The 22,454-nt window shown below is 54.9% G+C and carries 19 protein-coding genes and 1 tRNA gene; 1 reads left to right on the forward strand and 19 read right to left on the reverse strand.

What is annotated here, in order from left to right; all coding sequences use genetic code 11:
• The 4 genes from ACEWL3_RS19420 to rpsL form a co-directional block, all read right to left on the reverse strand.
• Window positions 1-125 (reverse strand): GTP-binding protein (locus tag ACEWL3_RS19420; protein WP_386183206.1); only part of this gene is annotated, 125 nt, incomplete at its 3' end.
• A gap of 89 nt (window positions 126-214) precedes the next feature.
• Window positions 215-2,341 (reverse strand): elongation factor G, encoded by a 2,127-nt coding sequence (fusA, locus tag ACEWL3_RS19425; protein WP_386185337.1) that lies wholly within the window; start codon window positions 2,339-2,341, stop codon window positions 215-217.
• 80 nt (window positions 2,342-2,421) lie between these two features.
• A complete protein-coding gene (gene rpsG, locus ACEWL3_RS19430; RefSeq protein WP_386185334.1) occupies window positions 2,422-2,892 on the reverse strand; it encodes a 30S ribosomal protein S7 in 471 nt (156 codons plus the stop codon).
• A gap of 92 nt (window positions 2,893-2,984) precedes the next feature.
• Window positions 2,985-3,356, reverse strand: a complete 372-nt coding sequence (gene rpsL, locus ACEWL3_RS19435) for a 30S ribosomal protein S12 (protein WP_009810698.1) — start codon at window positions 3,354-3,356, stop codon at window positions 2,985-2,987.
• 395 nt (window positions 3,357-3,751) lie between these two features.
• Between rpsL and ACEWL3_RS19440 the strand changes: the two genes are divergently transcribed.
• Entirely contained in the window at window positions 3,752-4,558 is an 807-nt protein-coding gene (locus ACEWL3_RS19440; RefSeq protein ID WP_386185332.1) for a putative rhamnosyl transferase, read from the forward strand.
• On the opposite strand, the gene ACEWL3_RS19445 is transcribed toward ACEWL3_RS19440, so the two are convergent.
• The 15 genes from ACEWL3_RS19445 to ACEWL3_RS19515 form a co-directional block, all read right to left on the reverse strand.
• Window positions 4,547-5,437, reverse strand: coding sequence for a DMT family transporter (locus ACEWL3_RS19445; protein ID WP_386185330.1), 891 nt, complete (start codon window positions 5,435-5,437; stop codon window positions 4,547-4,549). The genes ACEWL3_RS19440 and ACEWL3_RS19445 overlap by 12 nt on opposite strands.
• The gene (locus ACEWL3_RS19450; RefSeq protein ID WP_386185328.1) at window positions 5,438-6,253 is read right to left on the reverse strand and encodes a glycosyltransferase; all 816 of its coding nucleotides are present in this window, start codon (window positions 6,251-6,253) and stop codon (window positions 5,438-5,440) included.
• 108 nt (window positions 6,254-6,361) lie between these two features.
• Window positions 6,362-10,603, reverse strand: a complete 4,242-nt coding sequence (rpoC, locus tag ACEWL3_RS19455) for a DNA-directed RNA polymerase subunit beta' (RefSeq protein WP_386185327.1) — start codon at window positions 10,601-10,603, stop codon at window positions 6,362-6,364.
• A 95-nt stretch (window positions 10,604-10,698) separates the two neighbouring features.
• The gene (gene rpoB, locus ACEWL3_RS19460; RefSeq protein WP_386185325.1) at window positions 10,699-14,838 is read right to left on the reverse strand and encodes a DNA-directed RNA polymerase subunit beta; all 4,140 of its coding nucleotides are present in this window, start codon (window positions 14,836-14,838) and stop codon (window positions 10,699-10,701) included.
• A gap of 289 nt (window positions 14,839-15,127) precedes the next feature.
• The gene (gene rplL / locus ACEWL3_RS19465) at window positions 15,128-15,499 is read right to left on the reverse strand and encodes a 50S ribosomal protein L7/L12 (protein ID WP_114879848.1); all 372 of its coding nucleotides are present in this window, start codon (window positions 15,497-15,499) and stop codon (window positions 15,128-15,130) included.
• A gap of 75 nt (window positions 15,500-15,574) precedes the next feature.
• Window positions 15,575-16,090 carry a 50S ribosomal protein L10 gene (gene rplJ / locus ACEWL3_RS19470; RefSeq protein ID WP_114879849.1) on the reverse strand — a complete coding sequence of 172 codons (516 nt, stop codon included), beginning with the start codon at window positions 16,088-16,090 and terminating at the stop codon, window positions 15,575-15,577.
• 323 nt (window positions 16,091-16,413) lie between these two features.
• A complete protein-coding gene (locus tag ACEWL3_RS19475) occupies window positions 16,414-17,349 on the reverse strand; it encodes a glycosyltransferase family 2 protein (protein ID WP_386185322.1) in 936 nt (311 codons plus the stop codon).
• 197 nt (window positions 17,350-17,546) lie between these two features.
• Window positions 17,547-18,245 (reverse strand): 50S ribosomal protein L1, encoded by a 699-nt coding sequence (gene rplA, locus ACEWL3_RS19480; protein WP_386185319.1) that lies wholly within the window; start codon window positions 18,243-18,245, stop codon window positions 17,547-17,549.
• A 1-nt stretch (window position 18,246) separates the two neighbouring features.
• Window positions 18,247-18,672, reverse strand: a complete 426-nt coding sequence (gene rplK / locus ACEWL3_RS19485) for a 50S ribosomal protein L11 (protein WP_386185317.1) — start codon at window positions 18,670-18,672, stop codon at window positions 18,247-18,249.
• A gap of 143 nt (window positions 18,673-18,815) precedes the next feature.
• On the reverse strand, window positions 18,816-19,349 hold the full coding sequence (gene nusG / locus ACEWL3_RS19490; RefSeq protein ID WP_386185315.1) for a transcription termination/antitermination protein NusG: 534 nt from the start codon (window positions 19,347-19,349) through the stop codon (window positions 18,816-18,818).
• A 204-nt stretch (window positions 19,350-19,553) separates the two neighbouring features.
• Window positions 19,554-19,751 carry a preprotein translocase subunit SecE gene (gene secE / locus ACEWL3_RS19495; RefSeq protein ID WP_386185313.1) on the reverse strand — a complete coding sequence of 66 codons (198 nt, stop codon included), beginning with the start codon at window positions 19,749-19,751 and terminating at the stop codon, window positions 19,554-19,556.
• Between the two features lie 89 nt (window positions 19,752-19,840).
• Window positions 19,841-20,629 (reverse strand): hypothetical protein, encoded by a 789-nt coding sequence (locus tag ACEWL3_RS19500; protein ID WP_386185311.1) that lies wholly within the window; start codon window positions 20,627-20,629, stop codon window positions 19,841-19,843.
• 90 nt (window positions 20,630-20,719) lie between these two features.
• A tRNA-Trp gene (locus tag ACEWL3_RS19505) sits at window positions 20,720-20,795 on the reverse strand.
• A 94-nt stretch (window positions 20,796-20,889) separates the two neighbouring features.
• On the reverse strand, window positions 20,890-21,558 hold the full coding sequence (locus ACEWL3_RS19510; protein ID WP_386185309.1) for a CatB-related O-acetyltransferase: 669 nt from the start codon (window positions 21,556-21,558) through the stop codon (window positions 20,890-20,892).
• Window positions 21,559-21,680: 122 nt separating this feature from the next.
• On the reverse strand, window positions 21,681-22,193 hold the full coding sequence (locus tag ACEWL3_RS19515; RefSeq protein ID WP_386185306.1) for a Pycsar system effector family protein: 513 nt from the start codon (window positions 22,191-22,193) through the stop codon (window positions 21,681-21,683).
• Window positions 22,194-22,454: the final 261 nt, after the last annotated feature.

Below are 22,454 nucleotides of genomic sequence, written 5' to 3' on the forward strand. Positions count from 1 at the left end.
TACGCCTGAAAGTCACCAAAATACTTGGTGATCGCCGCCGTCAGCGTCGTCTTGCCGTGGTCAACGTGACCAATCGTGCCAATGTTAACATGTGGCTTATTACGTTCAAACTTTGCCTTACCCATGGGGAGGTCTCCTTGGTTTTGTGTTGGATGGTGGGTCTGAAACCCACCCTACAGTTTGGGTAGGGCGGGGTTATGCCCCGCCATCCCGGTTATGCAAATTTGGCCTGAATCTCGTCAGAGATGTTCTGTGGAACCGCTTCATAATGGTCGAACTGCATGGAGAAGTTCGCACGTCCCGAAGACATCGACCGCAGGGTGTTGATGTAACCGAACATGTTGGCGAGAGGCACGAATGCGTCGATTGCAATCGCGTTACCGCGTGTGTCCTGACCCTGAACCTGACCGCGACGTGAGGTCAGATCGCCGATGATGCCGCCGGTATATTCTTCCGGTGTCACAACTTCGACCTTCATGATCGGTTCCAGCATTTTGGCACCCGCTTTGCGCATGCCTTCGCGCATGCCCATGCGGGCCGCGATTTCAAACGCCAGAACGGAACTGTCCACATCGTGGTACTTGCCTTCGATCAAGGCCACCTTGAAGTCGATGACCGGGAAGCCCGCCAACGGACCGGAATCCATGACAGATTTGATGCCCTTTTCGACGCCCGGAATATATTCCTTTGGCACCGACCCACCAACAACACGCGACTCGAAAGAATACCCTTCGCCCGGCTCTGTTGGCATCAGGATCATCTTCACTTCCGCGAACTGACCAGAACCACCCGACTGCTTCTTGTGGGTATAAACCACTTCAGCTTCACGAGAGATCGTTTCACGATACGCAACCTGTGGCGCACCAATGTTGGCTTCCACTTTGAATTCGCGCTTCAGACGGTCCACGAGGATGTCCAGGTGCAATTCGCCCATGCCCTTCATGATGGTCTGACCGGATTCCAGATCAGTTTCCACACGGAAGGATGGGTCTTCGGCTGCGAGACGTGCCAGACCTGCTGACATCTTCTCCTGGTCGGCTTTGGTCTTTGGCTCAACCGCAATCTCGATCACTGGATCTGGGAACGTCATCGTTTCAAGAACCACCGGATCGGACGGATCACACAGGGTATCACCTGTTGTGGTGTCTTTCAGGCCTGCAAGCGCGATGATGTCACCGGCCCATGCTTCTTCGATCTCTTCGCGGTTGATCGAGTGCATCATCATCATACGACCGACGCGCTCTTTCTTGCCTTTGGTCGAGTTCAGCAGGTTGTCGCCTTTCTTGAGCTTACCCGAATAGACGCGGGTAAAGGTCAGAGAGCCGACAAAGGGGTCGTTCATGATTTTGAAGGCAAGACCAGAGAACGCCATATCGTCATCGGCGCGGCGCGGGATGTCGCGCGTTTCTGTCTCATCACCGGGTTTGAAGCCCATGTAATCGACAACGTCCAGCGGGCTGGGCAAATAGTCGATCACAGCGTTGAGCAAAGGCTGAACGCCCTTATTCTTGAACGCAGACCCACACAGAACCGGAATGAATTTGATGGCCAGCGTGCCTTTGCGGATCAGTTTGCGCAGGGTATCGACGTCCGGCTCGGCACCGTCCATCAGATAGTTTTCCATCGCTTCATCATCCATCTCGACAGCAGTCTCGATTAGGTTGGCGCGCCATTCGTCGGCCTTCGCCTTGAGGCTGTCACGGATTGGCTTTTTGACCCAGCTTGCGCCCAGATCTTCGCCTTCCCAAACCCATTCTTCCATGGTCACGAGATCAATCATGCCTTCCAGTTCGGTTTCAGCACCGATTGGAATTTGGATCGGCGCAGGTGTCGCACCTGTACGGTCTTTGATCATCTTGACGCAGTTGAAGAAGTCAGCGCCGATCTTGTCCATCTTGTTCACGAACACGATGCGCGGCACTTTGTACCGGTCGGCCTGACGCCAAACGGTTTCTGTCTGCGGCTCAACGCCGGCGTTGGCGTCCAGAACGGCAACCGCGCCGTCAAGAACAGCTAAGGACCGTTCAACTTCGATGGTAAAGTCAACGTGACCAGGAGTGTCGATGATGTTCATGCGGTACTTCGTGTCGGAAGTGGCCTCTGGTGTCGGCTCTTCCTGACGCTGCCAGAACGTGGTTGTCGCAGCGGATGTAATGGTGATCCCGCGTTCCTGTTCCTGCTCCATCCAGTCCATCGTTGCGGCACCATCATGGACCTCGCCGATGTTGTGGGATTTGCCTGTGTAAAACAGGATGCGTTCGGAACAAGTGGTCTTACCGGCATCAATGTGAGCCATGATGCCAAAGTTGCGGTAGCGTTGGAGCGGATAGTCGCGTGCCATGGGAAAGCTTCCTCAGGAGTGTCTGAAAGGGTGTGTTGCGCCCCGAACGGGCGCAACGGCGTCGGGAAAACCCGACGTAGTTACCAGCGGTAGTGGCTGAATGCCTTGTTGGCATCGGCCATTTTGTGCGTGTCTTCGCGTCTCTTAACGGCGGTACCACGGGATTGAACGGCGTCCATCAGTTCACCTGCAAGGCGCTCTTCCATGGTGTTTTCGTTGCGCGCACGGGCGGCTTTGATCAACCAGCGGATCGCCAGCGCAACACGGCGCTCTGGACGCACCTCAACAGGCACCTGATATGTGGCACCACCAACGCGGCGTGACCGTACTTCGACGGACGGCTGGATGTTTTCCAGCGCCTCGTGAAACACTTCGATCGGGGCACGTTTGATCTTGTCTTCAACGCGGGTCATCGCGTTATAAACAATACGTTCTGCGACCGACTTTTTACCGTCGATCATCAGGTTGTTCATGAATTTGGTCAGAACCAGATCACCATACTTGGCGTCCGGCAGTACTTCGCGTTTTTCAGCGGCGTGACGGCGTGACATGTCGTTGTCTTCCTCTTGGCGGGGGCGAGGCAGGGCCTTGCCTTACGTGTCGGTTGGTCGGGCGGGAGCAAAGCCCCCACCCATGGCGATACTTACTTCGGACGCTTGGCACCGTATTTGGAACGGCGCTGTTTGCGATCTTTCACGCCTTGCGTATCCAAAACACCGCGCAGGATGTGGTAGCGGACACCCGGAAGGTCTTTTACACGACCGCCGCGGATCAGAACCACAGAGTGTTCCTGAAGGTTGTGGCTTTCACCCGGGATATAGCTGATGACCTCAAAACCATTTGTCAGGCGCACTTTGGCAACCTTACGCATGGCCGAGTTGGGCTTTTTCGGTGTCGTTGTATAAACGCGCGTACACACGCCACGTTTTTGTGGACACTGCTCAAGGTGCATGGACTTTGAACGTTTGATTTTCGGCTGGCGCGGTTTGCGGATCAGCTGTTGGATCGTTGGCATTCCGGTTTTATCCCCGTTTAGCTTCACATTTGATACATGGGGGACACACCCCCATGCGGCTTCGATTTCGGTGCTCTGCGTTACACAAAGCAAAAACACCGCCACGTTCCCGTACCGAGGAAAACGAGGCAGTGGGGCTACAGAGGATCGGGTCAGCATTAGACCGGATCGTGACCACTTAAGTTATGATGTCGGACCTGCAAGCAAGAACCTGCTCCCGAGATATGCGGGCGTATAGGGGGTTGGCGGCGGGGTGTCAACAGCACCAGCCAGATGTTCGCGCCCCCCACTCGCACGAGGTTTTGCGGGCATTGTTCCTTGCCTCCGGTTGCCCTTGCCTTGCATATTCGCGCTGATATGGACAGCCCGCCTAGGGAAGATAAGGATCATGCGTTATGCAAGCCATCGGATTATGCCGATTTTCCTATCCGGCCATCGGTGGCTTTCAGGTCGAACATGACAGCATCGAAGAAAGAATCGCGTATCTTTATGAGGAGCATCGCCTCAACGAACGTTTTCAGCTTTTTGAAACGGTTGCTCTGCCGGGCCTCAAGGTGCAAACCGATCCGAATTTTAGCCTAATCATCGTGATTGGCGACCAGTTTCCGGCGCGGCATGAAAAACGGCTTGAGGGTCTGATTGCGGACTTTCCCCAAGCGCTGATCCACAGGGAACCGCCGCGCAATCAGCGTGAAGTGATGAAAGAGATTCTGAATGAGGCGCGGCTTAATCCAACTGACCCCTGCCTACAATTCCGCTTTGACGATGACGATGCGGTGTCTGTGGATTTCATTGAAAAACTGCGCAAGGCAACGCGGGATTGTACGCCGCTGCTCAAGAAACACAAGACCGTCGCACTTGATTGGAACATGGGATACATCGCGGAATTTGGCGCGCAGGGCATCCGCGCGGCCCAAACCTTTCGCCAGTTCTATACCGCTGCTTTGGGCATGTATGTCAAAGGGAATTGTCCCCTGACCATCATGAATTTCGCCCATGACAAGATCCCAAGGTTTATGCCTGCGGTTTGTTTTTCTGACCCGCCCATGTGGGTGCGCAGCCACAACACATCAAACGATTCACGGCAAAACAAGGCACCGGATACCGCTGTGTCAGCACTGACTTCTGATGAAGAAAACCTGTTCCGCGACCGCTTTGCCATCGACATTGACCATGTGCGACAGGTGTTTTCAGCGCGTTGAAACCCTGGGTTCACCCGATGGTGAAACCTTGCGTTCGCGGTAGAGTGTGAAGATGCCTGTGGCCACCACGATGAACGCCCCTGTCAGGGTCAGCCAGCCCGGCCAGTCACCAAACACAAACCACCCCAAGAGCAACGCCCAGATCAGTCCGGTATAGCGGAATGGCGCGACAAACGACACATCGCCGACCCGCATCACCTGAATGGAAAAGAAATAGCCACCCAAAACAAAGACTGACGCACCGGCGATCATCAGCCCCAGATCACGCGTGATCGGCACCCATGGATCGCTGAGCGATGCAAGGCCCGCAGCGATGGTGATGGAGCTGGCAGTCACAAGCGTCACCGTCATCGACGGCACCCCCTTAGACAATTGCCGGGTCGCCAGATCGCGCACCGTCACACAAACCACCGCGATCAGCGCATAAATGGACCAGATGTTAAACCCATCCGCCCCCGGTTTGACGATCATCATCACGCCACAAAAACCGATCAGAATGGCCGACATTCGCCGCCACCCCACCGCCTCGCGCAGCACCAGCGCAGACGCAAGCGTGACCGACAGCGGCAGCACCTGCAAAATCGCGGTGACATTGCCCAATGGCATATTGAGCAGCGCCGACAAAAAGAAATACGCCGCCCCAATCTCGGCCCCGCAGCGCAGCGCGATAAAGCCCCAATCGTATTTTGCGACGTTCAGGTGCATTGGACCAAGCCGCCCTTTGGAAACAAGGATCAGCGCGGTGGTCAAAAGCCCCCGCAAAAAGATCAGCTGAAACAGCGGAACTGCACCGCCGGTTAGTTTGATCAATGTATCATTCAGCGTGAAACTGGCCATCGACGCCATCATCAACAATGCGCCGATCATATTTGGGGACATCTATAGTGCCTTTAATTCATCAAGGGTTCGCCCAAAGCCAATCCGCAAAACCCGGGCAATCTCGCGACGGCCCAGATCCCCTTGGCGACCTGTGGGTGCCGCCCCGGAATCATTGTCCATATGCACAGAACGGATGAACATAGGGCGCTCAACCTCGGTCATGCAATCGTAATATTCACCCAGCTTTCGATGGTTACGCCGAAACACGTTTACCGGATCGCCAACAGGTGCCACCAACGCAAGGCCAACCCCAAGGGGGGTCTTTTCATACCATTCCGAAATCGGTACGTCCTTGTTGCCAATATCAAGGTAGAATCCTCTGTTGAACGCGATGGCGAAGGGCGTGTTGGGGTCGCGTAACGACAACAACGGCCCGGCGATTTGCCCAATGCGCTTGGTGGTGACACGGTGCATTGCATCGTCGTCGTCCAACCGGAATGTTGCCGTGTGCGTGGCGTCCGGGTCGTCTTTGATGGCACCATAGGCATGCCGGATGGCGTTGAAATGGACCAGGGGCGGCAATGATATGATCTGAACTTGCGGCACATCTTTGACCAGATTTTCCAGACGGTCACGCGCGGCATCTGGCAAACTGTCCCCGATTAAAACCCCAACTTTGAAATTTGGATTGCGCTGTCGTTTGATCGAATGCAGCGCCAGTTGTTCAAACATGCGAAACCGACGATCCAGACGCGCAGGATCATACAAGATTTCGCGCACGGCATCCTGGCCCTGCTCTGACATGGTAAAACCACCTTCGGACAGGTACGAGAAACGAACCAGTCCCTTAATCTGCACCTTATAGCGCGCTGCCATGCTTCTGCCCCGGTTATTCTGAGCAGCATATTAGCTGGCAGACGTAAAAAAAAGGCCCCCAAACGCATCTGCGATGGGAGCCTTGTCGAATTTGGGATTAGTCAGCGATCAATCGCGGCTTTCCTCATCAATGATAACAGTGTCAAACACGTCACCACCGACCAAATCATCGTTTACCGGTGCTGCCAAACGGGCGGCTGCCTCGGCTTCTTCGCGGCGGGCTTCGATCACGACGTTGTCGCGGTCCGCTGCAACCTTGCGCATTTGCATGGTCGCACCGCCCGTACCCGCCGGGATCAGACGACCCACGATGACGTTCTCTTTGAGACCAACCAGTTTGTCCCGCTTGCCCTGTACCGATGCTTCGGTCAGCACGCGCGTTGTTTCCTGGAACGACGCCGCAGAGATAAAGCTACGCGTTTGCAGCGACGCCTTGGTAATACCGAGCAAGATCGGCTCGCCTTTGGCAACACGGCCACCTTTGGACAATGCCTTTTCGTTGGCCTGATCGAACTCCTGCTTGTCGACGTGTTCGCCTTTCAGCAGCGTGGTGTCACCAGATTCCTGGATTTCCCACTTTTGCAGCATCTGACGCACGATGACTTCGATGTGTTTGTCGTTAATCTTCACACCTTGCAGACGGTACACGTCTTGTACCTCGTCGATCATATAATCAGCCAACGCTTCAACACCCATAATCGCTAGGATGTCATGCGGCGCTGGGTTGCCGTCCATGATGTAATCGCCCTTTTGAACAAAATCACCTTCCGCAACGGGAATGTGTTTGCCCTTTGGCACCATGTATTCGACTTTCACTTCACTGTCTTCTGAGGACTCAATCGCGATACGGCGCTTGTTCTTATAGTCCTTGCCGAAGCGCACGTAGCCGTCGATTTCCGCGATAATGGCGTGGTCCTTGGGGCGGCGTGCCTCAAAGAGTTCGGCCACACGTGGCAGACCACCGGTAATGTCCTTGGTCTTGGCACCTTCACGCGGAATACGCGCAATGATGTCACCGGCCTTGATTTCGGTCTGGTCCTCGACGGACAGAACCGCATCAACGGACATCGCATAGGTGATAGGATTGCCTGCATCGTTGCGGACCGGTTCGCCATCGTCACCGACCAAGATCACTTCCGGCTTCAGTTCGTTGCCTTTGGGGGCCGCGCGCCAGTCGATTACGATCTTTTGGGTCATGCCCGTTGCATCATCGGTCTCGTCCTTGACGGCGATACCCGACACAAGGTCCACAAACTTGGTCATACCTGATTTCTCAGCAATGATCGGCAGGGTATAAGGGTCCCATTCAAACAGTTTGTCACCACGTTCAACATTCACGCCTTCTTTGACAAACAGCTTAGTACCGTAACCGACCTTGTGACTGGCACGTTCGTCACCATTCTCGTCAACGATCGACAACTTCATGTTACGGCCCATGACCATGATATCGCCAGCGGCGTTCTCAAGTGTCATGGCGCTTTCAAAGACAACTTTACCTGAATGGCTTGCCTCAAGGAACGACTGCTGGCCGCCTTGGGCAACACCGCCGATGTGGAACGTCCGCATCGTCAGCTGTGTACCGGGTTCACCAATGGACTGCGCCGCGATGATGCCCACCGCTTCGCCTTGGTTCACCAGCGTACCACGTGCAAGGTCACGACCGTAGCACATTGCACAAACACCTTCTTCGGCCTCGCAAGTGAGAGGTGAACGGATGCGCGCGGATGCAACGGCTGCTTCGTCAATCAGATCAGCCATACGTTCGTCAATGATGCTGCCTGCGGGAACCAACACTTCGTCTGTGCCAGGGCGCAGGATATCATCGGCGTTCACACGACCCAGCAGACGCTCGGCCAATGACGACACAACCTCACCATCGTTCACCGCCGCAACAGCCGTAATCGCTGTCTCTGTCCCACAATCGTGCATACGCACGATGCAGTCCTGTGCCACATCCACCAGACGGCGCGTCAGGTAACCGGAGTTCGCAGTCTTCAACGCCGTATCCGACAGACCCTTACGGGCACCGTGGGTCGAGTTGAAGTATTCAAGAACCGTCAAACCTTCCTTAAAGTTCGAGATGATCGGCGTTTCAATGATGTCGCCGTTCGGCTTGGCCATCAGACCGCGCATACCGCCCAACTGCTTCATCTGTGTCACCGAACCACGCGCACCGGAGTGGGCCATCATATAGACCGAGTTTGGTTCACGCTCAGAGCCATCCGCGTCTTTGTGGCTGGCGGAGATTGCCCCCATCATCGCGTCCGTCACCTTGTCGTTACACTTGGACCAGGCATCAACGACTTTGTTGTACTTTTCACCCTGAGTGATCAGGCCATCCATGTACTGCTGTTCAAAGTCTTTTACCTGACCGCGTGTTTCATCAACCAATGGCCATTTGCTGTCAGGGATCAGCATGTCGTCTTTACCAAACGAAATACCGGCCTTGAACGCCTCACGGAAACCCATGGTCATGATCTGGTCACAGAAAATAACCGACTCTTTCTGGCCGCAATAGCGGTACACAGTGTCGATGACCTGCTGCACTTCTTTCTTGCGCAGCAAACGGTTGACCAGATCAAATGGGGCCTTGGCATTCAGCGGCAACAACGCGCCCAAAAGCACACGACCCGGCGTGGTGTCAAAACGCGTCATGACTTCGTTGCCCTCGGCGTCGATCTGTTTGATCCGCGCCTTGACCTTGGAGTGAAGATGCACCTCGCCTGCGTCCAGCGCGTGCTGAACCTCGTCCACTGTGCCAAAGACTTTGCCTTCACCCTTGAGCCCATCACGCTCAAGCGTGGTGTAATACAGGCCCAGGATCATATCCTGAGACGGAACGATAATCGGAGCACCGTTGGCAGGGGACAGAACGTTGTTCGTAGACATCATCAGAACGCGCGCTTCGAGCTGTGCCTCAAGAGACAACGGCACGTGCACAGCCATTTGGTCGCCGTCAAAGTCCGCGTTGAAGGCCGAACACACCAGCGGATGCAGCTGGATCGCCTTGCCTTCAATCAGAACAGGTTCAAACGCCTGAATGCCCAAACGGTGCAACGTCGGTGCACGGTTAAGCATGACGGGGTGTTCGCGGATCACTTCATCCAAGATATCCCAAACCTCGGGACGCTCTTTTTCCACCAGCTTTTTGGCTTGCTTGACTGTCGAAGACAGGCCTTTGGCCTCAAGACGTGAGTAGATGAACGGCTTGAACAGTTCCAAAGCCATCTTTTTCGGCAGACCGCATTGGTGCAGCTTGAGCTCAGGCCCAGTCACGATGACCGAACGACCGGAAAAGTCGACCCGTTTACCCAAAAGGTTCTGACGGAAGCGGCCCTGCTTGCCTTTCAGCATGTCAGACAGTGATTTCAGCGGACGTTTGTTGGCACCCGTGATCACCCGACCACGACGGCCGTTGTCAAACAATGCATCGACAGATTCCTGCAACATCCGCTTTTCGTTACGCACGATGATATCGGGCGCACGCAGTTCGATCAGACGCTTCAGACGGTTATTACGGTTGATCACACGGCGGTACAGATCGTTCAAATCAGACGTCGCAAAACGACCCCCGTCCAGCGGCACCAGCGGGCGCAATTCTGGCGGGATCACGGGGATCACGGTCAGAACCATCCACTCCGGCCGGTTGCCGGATTCAAGGAAACTTTCCACAACCTTCAAACGCTTGATGATCTTCTTGGGCTTCAATTCGCCTGTGGCTTCCTTCAGATCAGCACGCAACTGGTCTGCTTCGGCCTCAAGATCGATCGCCGCCAGCATTTCGCGGATCGCTTCGGCACCGATGTTGGCGGTGAAAGCGTCCATGCCATAGGCGTCTTGGGCGTCCATATACTCTTCTTCGGTCATCATCTGACCGTAGGTGAGGTCCGTCAGGCCCGGCTCAATCACAACGTAGTTTTCAAAGTACAAAACACGTTCCAGATCGCGCAGTGTCATGTCGAGCATGAGACCGATCCGGCTTGGCAGTGATTTCAAGAACCAGATGTGCGCAACAGGCGACGCAAGTTCAATGTGGCCCATCCGCTCACGGCGGACTTTTTGAAGCGTAACTTCGACACCACACTTTTCGCAGACAACGCCGCGATATTTCATGCGCTTATATTTACCACACAGGCATTCATAATCTTTGATCGGTCCAAAGATACGCGCACAGAACAGACCGTCACGTTCAGGCTTGAACGTCCGGTAGTTGATGGTTTCTGGTTTCTTGATCTCGCCGAATGACCACGACAGGATACGCTCTGGCGATGCCAAAGATACCTTGATCTCGTCAAACGTCTTGGTCGGCGCGACAGGGTTAAACGGGTTGTTTGTCAGTTCCTGGTTCATTTTCAATCCTTAGATTTATCTCGAAAGCGGTGGGAATGAGGCGTTTTTCTTTAAGAAAAACGGACCGGACTTCTTCAAGAAGTCCGGCGCTAAACTCACTCATCTTCCTCCGCATCCAGGAGTTCCATGTTCAGGCCAAGGCCACGGACTTCTTTGACAAGAACGTTGAACGATTCCGGGATACCGGCCTCGAAGTTGTCCTCGCCTTTGACGATGCTTTCATAGACCTTGGTACGGCCCGCAACGTCGTCCGATTTCACCGTCAGCATTTCCTGCAAGGTGTATGCAGCGCCGTAGGCTTCAAGTGCCCAGACCTCCATCTCACCAAAGCGCTGACCACCAAACTGCGCTTTACCGCCCAATGGCTGCTGGGTAACCAGCGAGTATGGACCAGTAGAACGCGCGTGGATCTTGTCATCCACAAGGTGGTGCAGTTTCAGCAGGTATTTGACGCCCACAGTCACAGGGCGGGCAAACTGCTCGCCTGTGCGGCCGTCAAACAGGATCGACTGACCGGATGTGTCAAAGCCCGCACGTTTCAGGCTATCATTCACATCCGCTTCCTTGGCACCGTCAAAAACGGGCGTGGCGATTGGCACACCGTTGCGGACATTGCCCGCGACTTCGACCAGATCTTCCTCGCTCATGTCTGCCAGACCCTCGGCATAGACGTCCTCGCCATAGGCAAGGCTCATCGCCTCGCGCACAGGTGTCAGATCGCCGGTGCGTTTATAGTCTTGCAGCGCTTCGTCGATGTTCACACCCAGACCGCGTGCGGCCCAACCCATGTGGGTTTCCAAAATCTGACCGACGTTCATCCGGCTGGGAACACCCAGCGGGTTGAGGCAGAAATCAACCGGCGTGCCATCGGCGAGGAATGGCATGTCTTCCATGGGAACAACCTTGGAAATCACACCTTTGTTGCCGTGACGACCAGCCATTTTGTCGCCCGGTTGCAGCTTGCGCTTCACCGCCACGAACACTTTGACCATCTTCATCACGCCCGGAGGCAGATCATCCCCGCGGCGCACTTTCTCGACTTTGTCCTCAAACCGTGCATCCAAGGTCCGCTTCTGGATCTCGTACTGCTCGTTCAGGGCTTCGACGATTTTCGCGTCATCTTCGTCTTCCAGTGCCAGCTGCCACCACTGACCACGGGTCAGTTGATCGTCCAGCAGTTCTTCGGTGATCTTGCTGTTGGATTTGACACCTTTCGGGCCTTTCACAGCAACCTTACCAAGGATCATGTCGCGCAGACGCGCATAGATGTTACGATCCAGAATGGCCAGTTCGTCGTCCCGGTCACGGGCCAGACGTTCGACTTCTTCCCGCTCGATCTGCAACGCACGTTCGTCTTTTTCAACGCCGTGACGGTTGAACACGCGCACTTCGACAACCGTGCCGAAATCACCCGGTTTCACCCGCAGCGACGTATCCCGCACGTCCGATGCTTTCTCACCAAAGATGGCGCGCAGCAGTTTTTCTTCCGGCGTCATCGGGCTTTCGCCTTTTGGCGTGATCTTACCCACCAGAATATCGCCCGGTTCAACATCCGCGCCGATATAGACGATGCCAGCCTCGTCGAGGTTGCGCAGCGCTTCTTCACCAACGTTTGGAATATCGCGAGTGATTTCTTCTGGCCCAAGCTTGGTGTCACGTGCGGCGACTTCGAATTCCTCGATGTGGATCGAAGTAAACACGTCATCACGGCTGATACGTTCGGAAATCAGGATCGAGTCTTCGTAGTTGTAGCCGTTCCAAGGCATAAACGCGACGACCACGTTCTTGCCCAAGGCAAGTTCGCCCATGTCCGTGGACGGACCATCGGCAATCACCTGACCTTTTTGAACCGTATCACCCACTTTCACCAGCGGACGCTGGTTGATACAGGTGTTCTGGTTCGACCGCTGAAATTTGCGCATGCGGTAGATGTCCACACCCGCGTCGCCCAGCTCAAGGTCTTCCGTTGCACGAATAACGATACGCGACGCATCAACCTGGTCGATGATCCCGCCCCGTTTGGCCATGTAGGCCGCGCCGGAATCCCGCGCCACAACTTCTTCGATACCTGTGCCGACAAACGGTGCTTCGGCCTGCAGCAAAGGCACCGCCTGACGTTGCATGTTCGACCCCATCAAGGCCCGGTTCGCATCGTCATTTTCAAGGAATGGGATCAGCGATGCCGCGACCGAAACCAATTGTTTCGGGCTGACGTCGATAAGGTCAACAGAGGTCGATGGCGACAGCGTATAGTCACCCGATTTCCGGGTTGAGACCAGTTCATTCACGAACTTCATGTTTTCATCAAGGTTCGCGTTGGCCTGCGCCACGGTGTGACGCATTTCCTCGGTCGCGGACATGTACTGTACATCGTCCGACACCACGCCATTGGACACCTTGCGGTATGGCGTTTCGATAAAGCCGTATTTGTTGACCCGTGCAAAGGTCGCCAGCGAGTTGATCAGACCAATGTTCGGCCCTTCGGGCGTCTCAATCGGGCACATCCGGCCATAATGCGTTGGGTGCACGTCGCGTACCTCAAAACCGGCACGTTCGCGTGTCAGACCACCTGGCCCAAGCGCTGAAAGGCGACGCTTGTGCGTAACCTCGGAGAGCGGGTTGGTTTGGTCCATGAACTGCGACAATTGGCTGGAGCCAAAGAATTCACGGACGGCAGCAGCCGCTGGTTTTGCGTTGATCAGGTCCTGCGGCATGACGGTGTCGATCTCGACCGAAGACATCCGCTCCTTGATCGCGCGCTCCATGCGCAGCAGACCAACACGGTACTGGTTCTCCATCAATTCGCCGACCGAACGCACCCGGCGGTTGCCCAAGTGGTCAATATCGTCGATGTCGCCACGGCCATCACGCAGATCAACCAATGCTTTGATACATGCCACGATGTCTTCGCGGCGCAATGTGCGCTGCGTGTCATCTGCATCCAAATCCAGACGCATGTTCATTTTCACCCGGCCAACGGCTGACAGATCATAACGCTCTGAATCAAAGAACAGCGTGTCAAAGAGGGCTGATGCCGCTTCGACGGTCGGTGGTTCACCCGGACGCATGACGCGGTAGATATCCATGAGCGCGGTGTCTCGGTTCATGTTCTTGTCTGCCGCCATGGTGTTGCGCATATAGGGGCCAACATTGACGTTATCGATGTCCAACAGCGGGATCTCGGTGATACCCGCGTCGATCAATTCTTTCGCAGTACCGCCGATCAGTGTGCCGTCTTTGTCGTATTCAAGCGTCATCTCATCGCCAGCTTCGACATAGATCGCGCCGGTTTCTTCGTTGATGATGTCCTTGGCGACAAACTTGCCCACGATGTGCTCGAACGGCAGCAGCAGTTCCTTGACCTTGCCGTCGTCGATCAATTGCTTGACCGCGCGTGGCGTCACTTTCTTGCCCATTTCAAACAGCACATCGCCGGTTTTCGCATCAACGATGTCATAGGTTGGCCGCGTGCCCCGTACACGATCCGGGAAGAAAGGCGCAACCCAGCCTTTGTTTTTCTTCAGCTTGTAGGTAACGGTATTGTAATACGCGTCCATGATCGCTTCTTGATCAAGACCCAAAGAATAAAGCAGCGTGGTCACAGGCAATTTGCGACGACGGTCAATGCGCGCAAAAACGATGTCTTTGGCGTCGAATTCAAAGTCGAGCCATGACCCGCGGTAGGGAATAATACGGCAGGCGAACAGCAGTTTACCTGAAGAATGGGTCTTGCCCTTATCATGGTCAAAGAACACGCCGGGTGAGCGGTGCATTTGGGATACGATCACACGCTCAGTGCCGTTCACGATGAACGTCCCGTTGGGCGTCATCAAAGGCATGTCGCCCATGAACACGTCCTGTTCTTTGATGTCCTTAACCGATTTCGCACCCGTATCTTCGTCGATATCAAACACGATCAGGCGCAGGGTCACTTTCAGCGGCGCTGAATAGGTCATGTCGCGCTGCTGACATTCCTCAACATCGTACTTGGGCTTTTCCAGCTCGTACTTGACGTATTCAAGCACGGAGGTCTCGTTAAAGTCCTTGATCGGGAATACCGACTGGAAAACACCCTGGATGCCGTCGCCATCTGTGGGCGTGTCGGCATCACCGGAATTAAGGAACAGGTCGTAGGATGATTTTTGAACCTCAATCAGGTTCGGCATTTCCAGCACTTCGCGGATTTTGCCATAATATTTACGTAGACGCTTCTGGCCAAGGAAGGATTGTGCCATGTGTCGTGTCACCTTTCGTGTCTCTTGTCTGGCGTGACATCACCGGGGCCGTGATGCACACCCCTAAGAGCGGATATGTCCGGTCAATTCTTGAGCCGCGTCCCACCGCACCTCTTCCGACCTTTGGACCTCTCCAGAAGGAGGCTTTGCGAAAAAGCATCCTTCAAGACAGGTTTGGCCGGACAGAGAAACCTCTCCATCCAGCCAATGTTTGCTGCGGGATATGCCGGAATTCTCGCAAATTCCAGTCCGTTTTCGTTACCCGAAAACGGCTCCCTGATGAACCGGCTTAGGCCAGTTCGACCTCTGCGCCAGCTGCTTCCAGCTTGGCTTTGACGTCTTCGGCTTCGGCTTTGTCGACGCCTTCTTTGATTTTGCCGCCTGCTTCGACCAGATCCTTGGCTTCTTTCAGACCAAGACCGGTGATGCCGCGCACTTCTTTGATCACGTTGATCTTAGATGCGCCCGCGTTCTTCAGAACGACGTCAAATTCAGTTTTTTCCTCAGCAGCTGCACCAGCATCTGCAGGACCAGCCATCATCACTGCGCCGCCTGCTGCGGGCTCGATGCCGTACTCGTCCTTGAGGATTGTTTTCAGTTCTTGTGCTTCCAACAGCGTCAGACCAACGATGCTTTCTGCCAGTTTCTTCAGATCAGCCATGTTTTAGCTCTTTCCGTTAAAGATATGTGTGTTCCAACGCGAAGGTTCAACCCTGCGCCAGCTTGACGATGTGCTTTATGCAGCCGCCCTGTCCTCGATGGTGGACAGGATCGACGCTATGTTGCTTGCAGGTGCGCCAATGGCCCCGGCGATGTTCGATGCTGGTGCGCCCAACATGCCCGCGATTGTGGCGATAAGCTCGTCACGTGAAGGCATTTTAGACACGGCTTCGACACCGGCGACATCCAACGCGTTCTCGCCCATTGCACCACCGAGAATGACAAACTTGTCGTTCCCTTTGGCGAATTCCTGAGCAACCTTGGCCGCGGCCACAGGATCCTCAGAATAGGTAAGAACGGTCATACCCGTCAGTAGGTTCGCAATGCTTGCGCATGGCTTACCCTCAAGGGCGATCTTGGCGAGCCTGTTTTTGGCAACACGCACAGACCCACCCGCTTCGCGAGCTTTGGCGCGCAGGTCCTGCATTTCAGCAACTGTCAAACCGACGTAGTGGCTTACCACAACGACGCCAGAGCTTTCAAAGACTTGGCCGAGTTCGTCGACCAGTTGTTCTTTTTGTGCTCTATCCACAGTTTCACTCCAGTAAGGGAGGGTTGCCCCTCCGGCTCAGTTTTGCCGGAACAAGAGGTGTCCCGACATTTCGGGTCCTTACGGGGGCCGGGTGTGTCACTGCGGAGAGCCTGTTCGGCGGCCCGAAGAAATTACCTTTTCCCGTCTCAGGCAGGAATTATGTTGGAAATAACGCCAACACCCACCGTCTCGGACGAATAGCGCAAAAGCGCGACGAATCGCGCTGATGAGCGTGAGGCTGGGCGTAGCGCTTTGTTTCACGAGTGCCAACCCCTGAAACGGATAATTTTGCAACCTTGCCGCCAAAAACCTGACCGCAGGCGTCAGCGAGTATATGCCACCATCGTATCGCGCTGCAGATCAATATGAGGAAAGTAGTGCGCAATCAATGTGTCGATCTTCAGATCGTGTTGAAAAAGCACGCCCTGGTCGTCCAGTTTCGCAAGTCGTGCAGCATCTGCCCGATGTATGACGTCATAGACATCGCGAAGACCCGCTTCTGCATCCGCACCATCGACAATCTCTTGCAATCGCAGCGTCAAACGTCCGCTGAAACCCCGCGCGCTAAGTCGCCATGCCAGTTTCGCACGCCAAACATCATATCCCTGATCCAGAAAATGCAGCAGATAAGCCCCGTCAGCAGCCCCCATCTTTCGATCCACAACCGGCAACAAGTCTTCAAAATGCAGAAAATGCTGGCGCATGGAGGCGTCCTTAAAACCGGCCCGTGTCGCGGTCTTGCCTTCGGTATGGCCTATCAAACCGCTGCGCCGACGCATGTCTCTGGTGTAGTCGCCATAGATATTTCGGACTTGCGGGCGGGACATTAGCAGCCTGAACGAACTGACTGTCGACGCCGGAGCGGTATTAAGGAGCTCGGCAGGCAGAAACGTGATCCCCCGGATGTCGTCCGGGGTCTGAGCAAGTTCCTCTTTCAAGGTGCGACCTTCAAGATACAGCAGTTCGTCCCCATCGACGTGCAAGAACCAACCGCTGTCAGTCTCGTGATATATCTTTTGGATGCATTTGTTTTGGCGGCGCACAAAGCGGCGATCAGGTGTCATGCCGACGCTTTTCAAAAACGCAAGCGTAATACGAACGCAGCGCAGTCGGTCCATGTTTTGCAAAATCTCAATTGCCGGATCATCGGGATCATCAAAGCAAAGGACAATCAGATCCGCGCCCTGCTCGAGATACCAACTGACAAATCTTAGTGTTGCATAAAGGGTTTCACGGACCATCGCTGCGACGGTCAACATGCCAGGGACCCCTGCCGGGCGTGTGCCGAGACCATTGCAAAACAGGTTTTAAGTTTAATCATGGGCGCGCCTTCCCCGTAGACTGTTGGCCATGACGATTGCTAACAGCGTCTACCCCCACGCGCAAAAAAGGCGGGCCAAGCAGCCCGCCTTTTCAACTCATGCTGTAGCTGATGTGCCACACGGCACGCCGTCGCTTATTCGGCTACGGCGTTGTCCACAGAAACAGATACGCTTGGACCCATTGTAGAGCTCAGGTTGATCTTTTTCATATAGGACCCTTTTGATCCCGCAGGTTTTGCCTTGGACACCGCGTTCACAAAGGCACGGATGTTCTCAGCCAACTGGGCTTCACCAAAAGAAGCCTTGCCAACGCCGGCATGCACAACGCCGCCTTTTTCCGCTTTGAACTGAACCTGGCCTCCTTTGGCCGCTTCAACAGCTTCTTTGACGTCCATCGTAACAGTGCCGACCTTTGGGTTCGGCATCAGGTTACGTGGACCCAAGACTTTACCCAGACGACCAACGATTGGCATCATGTCAGGTGTCGCGATGCAGCGATCAAATTCGATTTTGCCGCTTTGCACGATTTCCATCAGGTCCTCTGCGCCCACGATGTCGGCACCAGCCGCTGTCGCTTCTTCAGCTTTTGGACCACGTGCAAATACTGCTACGCGCATTGTCTTGCCTGTGCCGTTAGGCAGGCCCACAACGCCGCGCACCATCTGGTCCGCGTGACGTGGGTCAACGCCCAAGTTCATTGCGATTTCAACAGTCTCATCAAACTTTACGTTTGTGTTTGACTTGATCAACTTCACCGCTTCTTCAACTGTGACGTTTTCCTTGCCAGCAAATGCGGCGCGGGCGGCTGTGGTGCGTTTTCCGAGTTTTGCCATCTTACTTGACCTCAATGCCCATGGACTTTGCAGAGCCCAGAATGATTTTCATTGCCTGTTCCACGTCATTTGCGGATAGATCGGCCATCTTCGCTTCCGCGATCTCGCGCAACTGCTTGGTGGTCACGGAACCGATGGTTTCGCGTGATGGCGTTTTCGCGCCAGATTTCACCTTGGCCGCTTTTTTCAGGTAGTAGGACGCAGGAGGCGTCTTGATGTCCATGGTAAAGGACTTGTCCTGATAATAGCTGATCACGGTTGGGCAAGGGGCACCTGGCTCCATGTCTGCTGTCTTGGCGTTGAACGCCTTGCAGAATTCCATGATATTGATGCCGCGCTGACCCAGCGCTGGACCCACAGGTGGGGACGGGTTTGCTTGACCCGCTTTAACTTGCAACTTCATCGTACCGACGAGTTTCTTGGCCATTGGCCTTCTCCTTTTTCAACACCTTTGGGACGCGTCCCGCAGGATATCATGTTGCGTGGTCCGGTCCGGGTGCCGCGGCCCCCTCGCCTCCCACATGAAACGGCTTTTTCAAACCGCGAGGCGGGCAAAAACCCGCCAATCCATCAGATCTGTTTATTGACCTGAGTGAATTCCAGTTCGACCGGGGTTTCCCGACCAAAAATCGACACCGTCACCTTGAGGCGCTGGTTCTCTTCGTCAACTTCTTCAACCATACCGTCAAAGTCTTCGAACGGACCATCGGCCACTTTGACCTTTTCGCCAATTTCAAAGTGAATGAGCGTACGTGGCGCATCTTCGCCTTCCTGCACGCGGCCCAAGATGGCCTGCACTTCGGCGTCGCGCATCGGCATCGGACGGCCCTGCGGCCCCAGAAAACCGGTGACGCGGTTGATCGAGTTGATTAGGTGATAGCCGCGGTCGGACATTTCCATATGTACCAGCACATAACCGGGCATAAAGCGGCGTTCCGTTGTCACCTTTTTGCCGCGACGTACCTCGATCACCTCTTCGGTGGGCACCAGCACTTCATCAATATCGTTGTCCAGCCCCTGCTCTTCGGCAGTGGTGCGAATTTGTTCTGCGATCTTTTTCTCAAAGTTCGACAGGACACTGACCGAATACCACCGTTTTGCCATCTGAAATCTGGTCCCTGTCTTGCGGCGCGCGCATCAGCGTCAGCACCCATTTCCGTGTATCACATCGGGCCTGCGCCCGGGCTCTCCTGAACAAAAAATCGGCGCGCAACTCGAATCGCCGCACGCCTATTGTTCAGGTCAGGCCTGCGCAATAGCCCGCACGCCGATAGGATTCAAGGGTTGAAAGCGATTTTTGGCCGTCGTTCAGCCGAACATGCCCAGCACGGCCTGCAGGCCGCCCCGGATAATGATATCAACAATTGCAAAGAAAACTGCCGTCAACGCGGCAAGGATGAAAACCATCACCGTTGTCAGCATCACTTCGCGGCGGGTCGGCCAAACAACTTTAGCAACCTCAGCGCGAACCTGCTGAATGAACTGGAGTGGATTGGTGGTGGCCATTGCGCGTTTCCTCGGGTTTCGGTCTGGACTCATGTAACCGCGCTTTTGCATGGTTTCAAGGCAACATTGGCTTTACGAGGTTGCGACGATCACGCCTCGTTTTTTCGCAAGCTGTCAAAGCGGCGATCCAGCGCTGCATCATGGCGCGCCTCTGCCTCTGCCATATCGCCAAAATCAGGCAGATAAAGCCCATCAACCGATCCTTCGGGGAACCGGTCCAGCATTGCGTCCCATTTCACTGCGAAGTCATCCAGCTTACGATGTATTTCGGCTGATCGCGTTCGGCTGCGCCGCGCATACCACCGCGCAAGCCCCATGGCCCTGAGCCATAACCCATCATAGCCAAAGATCAGGAAAATTGCAGTCATGATAAACAGGGACAAAAACAAGATCCCCAGCACCAACCACGGTCGAAAAATAATCAAGAGAGTGAGGCTGGCCAGAACAATATGCTTTGGCGTGGGGCGGTAAGCCAATACTTTTGCTTTGGCGCGATCCATGATTGCATTGGCGCGATCCAGGATGCTGTCCCCGGTACGCGATGCCCTCGCGATGGCTTTTGCCTGCGCTTTCTCCGCCCGCTTTGCCGCCTTTGCATCTGCTTTCGACGATTTGGCCAACGCCTTCTCACGGCGAGGGTCATGCGCCTGTGGTTCCGGATCAGCCAAAGGGGCAAATGCCGCCTTGGCCTTGGATACTTTCCGCTCTTTCACGGGCTCTGTTATGTTGACAGGCTCTGTATTGTTCACAGCCGCTTTGCTCACAGGCGGCGCTTTGACCTCTGTTTCAGCTTTCAAAAGGTTGCGAATTGCCGCCATCGAGTCTGGATCAAGGTCTGCGCTGTTCGGGTTTGGTTCGGTTTCAGGCAGTATCGTCATTTTCGTCTCTCTCAACCGCTCGCGCTTAATCTACACGGGGTTTCGGACCGTTGATGGGCAAGAATATGGCGAGAATGTGACGATTGAGAGTGGCAGGGGCTGAGGGACTCGAACCCACGACCCTCGGTTTTGGAGACCGATGCTCTACCAACTGAGCTAAACCCCTATGCCGAGGCACGGGGTAGTCGCAATTTGCGCTGCGATCAAGAGGGATTGCCGCGCTGGCTTCAGTTTTCCGCGTGGATTCGAAGTTTTCCACCTCATCCTTGCGCAGATCGCCTGGCCCTAACAGCACCAAGTGCCTCGACATCTCCGTCGCAGATTTCGGCCTCATGGGCCAAGATCGTTGCAATGGGCCAGTGCCACCATGCGATCTCTTGCAGGCGGTCAATGGTTTGAGCGTCAAACCTGCGCCGCACCACCCGCGCGGGGTTACCCGCGACAATGCTGTATGCGGGCACGGCACCCCCGACAACAGCACCTGCGCCAATGATAACGCCATCCCCGATCCGGGCTTTTGGCAGAATCTTGGCCCCCTGACCAATCCATACATCATTGCCGATAACGGTGTCCTTCCCCGGGCTCGGCATTGAGGGTCGCCCCTCTCGCGGCCCACCGCCAAAGATCGCAAATGGATAGCTGGAAATCCCGTCATAGCGGTGATTGGCAGAGGCGGTAATGATCTGAACCCCATCAGCGATCTGGCAAAATTTGCCGATGATCAGGCGCTCTGGGCTGAACTCAAAAAGATACGGGGCCAAGCGCGCGGCCCAGTCATCAGGTGGATCGAAGGCACTTGCGTAGGTATAGGCCCCGATCTGCATGCGCGGATGGCTGATGGCGGCGGCGAGGAATACCGTGCCCTGATGAGGCGAGCCATCGGGCAGGATGATTGGATGTAGCGTGTTGGGCTTGGGATAGTCGGACATAAAACATCCTTTGATCAAAGTTGGAATTGCTCAGATCGCAGTCTTGTTCATGTCTTCCTCCATTGGTTGTGCCAAACATAGCGAAAGTGGCGTCAAAGGGAAAGTCCCGGTAACTCAAAAGACTACGCCATCGCCGACCACAGTTGCAGCAACGCCAGCATCGCAAATGAAAACGCGGTGGTGAAAAGTGCACGGATGAACCTGCCACGTTTGATTTCCCGAAGCTTGGACACCTTTAAGACCTCATACACAAGTTCTGCGCGCCAATCGCTTTTCTGGGCAGCATTCAGCAGATTATCAAAGGTGCCATGATGCCTGATCTCGACGTACAAGACTCGTTGCAGACCCAATTCACTTGTATCCTGCACTTTTGGTGCTGATCGTCTTGAGGGATAAAGAACGTATCCAAACAAGAACAGCGGAGCCATGACAACTAGCCAAAACAGGATAACAAGGAGAGGACCGCTCTCACCTGATCCCGGCAACCCGCCCATTGCGGCCGCAACAATGTTCAGTGCGAATGTATATCCAATACCAACGATCTGCGCTTTGGTATCATAAGCACGGACAGTCGCTTGCGCCTCTTCAAGCGCGAATTGCAGGTATTTCAACGACAAATCGGTCTCATTGGTCATGGTTCAGTTTGTCCCGTTAGCGGTGAGCAAGGGCAAAGTGAGGAAAGTTGCCTGTGGTGCACCGCGAATAACATTTTTGTCAGCAATGTGAGACCCGAAATATCTCACCCTATCGCGTTCTTGCAGGTTCGGCTTGTGGGTGGCGTTGTCTGGTGGGGTTTTGTCTGCTGTTGGCAACGCAAATAGGCCGCAGCGTGTGCTGCGGCCTTTGATGTTTCAGATGCGGTTGCGTGCCGCAGCGAGGGCCGGGGCCTACTCGGT

This window comes from Sulfitobacter sediminivivens (assembly GCF_042611115.2).
Classification (GTDB): Bacteria; Pseudomonadota; Alphaproteobacteria; order Rhodobacterales; family Rhodobacteraceae; genus Sulfitobacter; species Sulfitobacter sediminivivens.

Bases quoted from the DNA above. Each gene is read 5' to 3' on its own strand.
- fusA (WP_386185337.1), bottom strand. From the start codon at position 2,341: ATGGCACGCGACTATCCGCTCCAACGCTACCGCAACTTTGGCATCATG.
- rpsG (WP_386185334.1), bottom strand. From the start codon at position 2,892: ATGTCACGCCGTCACGCCGCTGAAAAACGCGAAGTACTGCCGGACGCC.
- rpsL (WP_009810698.1), bottom strand. From the start codon at position 3,356: ATGCCAACGATCCAACAGCTGATCCGCAAACCGCGCCAGCCGAAAATC.
- ACEWL3_RS19440 (WP_386185332.1), top strand. From the start codon at position 3,752: ATGCAAGCCATCGGATTATGCCGATTTTCCTATCCGGCCATCGGTGGC.
- ACEWL3_RS19445 (WP_386185330.1), bottom strand. From the start codon at position 5,437: ATGTCCCCAAATATGATCGGCGCATTGTTGATGATGGCGTCGATGGCC.
- ACEWL3_RS19450 (WP_386185328.1), bottom strand. From the start codon at position 6,253: ATGGCAGCGCGCTATAAGGTGCAGATTAAGGGACTGGTTCGTTTCTCG.
- rpoC (WP_386185327.1), bottom strand. From the start codon at position 10,603: ATGAACCAGGAACTGACAAACAACCCGTTTAACCCTGTCGCGCCGACC.
- rpoB (WP_386185325.1), bottom strand. From the start codon at position 14,838: ATGGCACAATCCTTCCTTGGCCAGAAGCGTCTACGTAAATATTATGGC.
- rplL (WP_114879848.1), bottom strand. From the start codon at position 15,499: ATGGCTGATCTGAAGAAACTGGCAGAAAGCATCGTTGGTCTGACGCTG.
- ACEWL3_RS19475 (WP_386185322.1), bottom strand. From the start codon at position 17,349: ATGTTGACCGTCGCAGCGATGGTCCGTGAAACCCTTTATGCAACACTA.
- rplA (WP_386185319.1), bottom strand. From the start codon at position 18,245: ATGGCAAAACTCGGAAAACGCACCACAGCCGCCCGCGCCGCATTTGCT.
- rplK (WP_386185317.1), bottom strand. From the start codon at position 18,672: ATGGCCAAGAAACTCGTCGGTACGATGAAGTTGCAAGTTAAAGCGGGT.
- nusG (WP_386185315.1), bottom strand. From the start codon at position 19,349: ATGGCAAAACGGTGGTATTCGGTCAGTGTCCTGTCGAACTTTGAGAAA.
- secE (WP_386185313.1), bottom strand. From the start codon at position 19,751: ATGGCCACCACCAATCCACTCCAGTTCATTCAGCAGGTTCGCGCTGAG.
- ACEWL3_RS19500 (WP_386185311.1), bottom strand. From the start codon at position 20,629: ATGACGATACTGCCTGAAACCGAACCAAACCCGAACAGCGCAGACCTT.
- ACEWL3_RS19510 (WP_386185309.1), bottom strand. From the start codon at position 21,558: ATGTCCGACTATCCCAAGCCCAACACGCTACATCCAATCATCCTGCCC.
- ACEWL3_RS19515 (WP_386185306.1), bottom strand. From the start codon at position 22,193: ATGACCAATGAGACCGATTTGTCGTTGAAATACCTGCAATTCGCGCTT.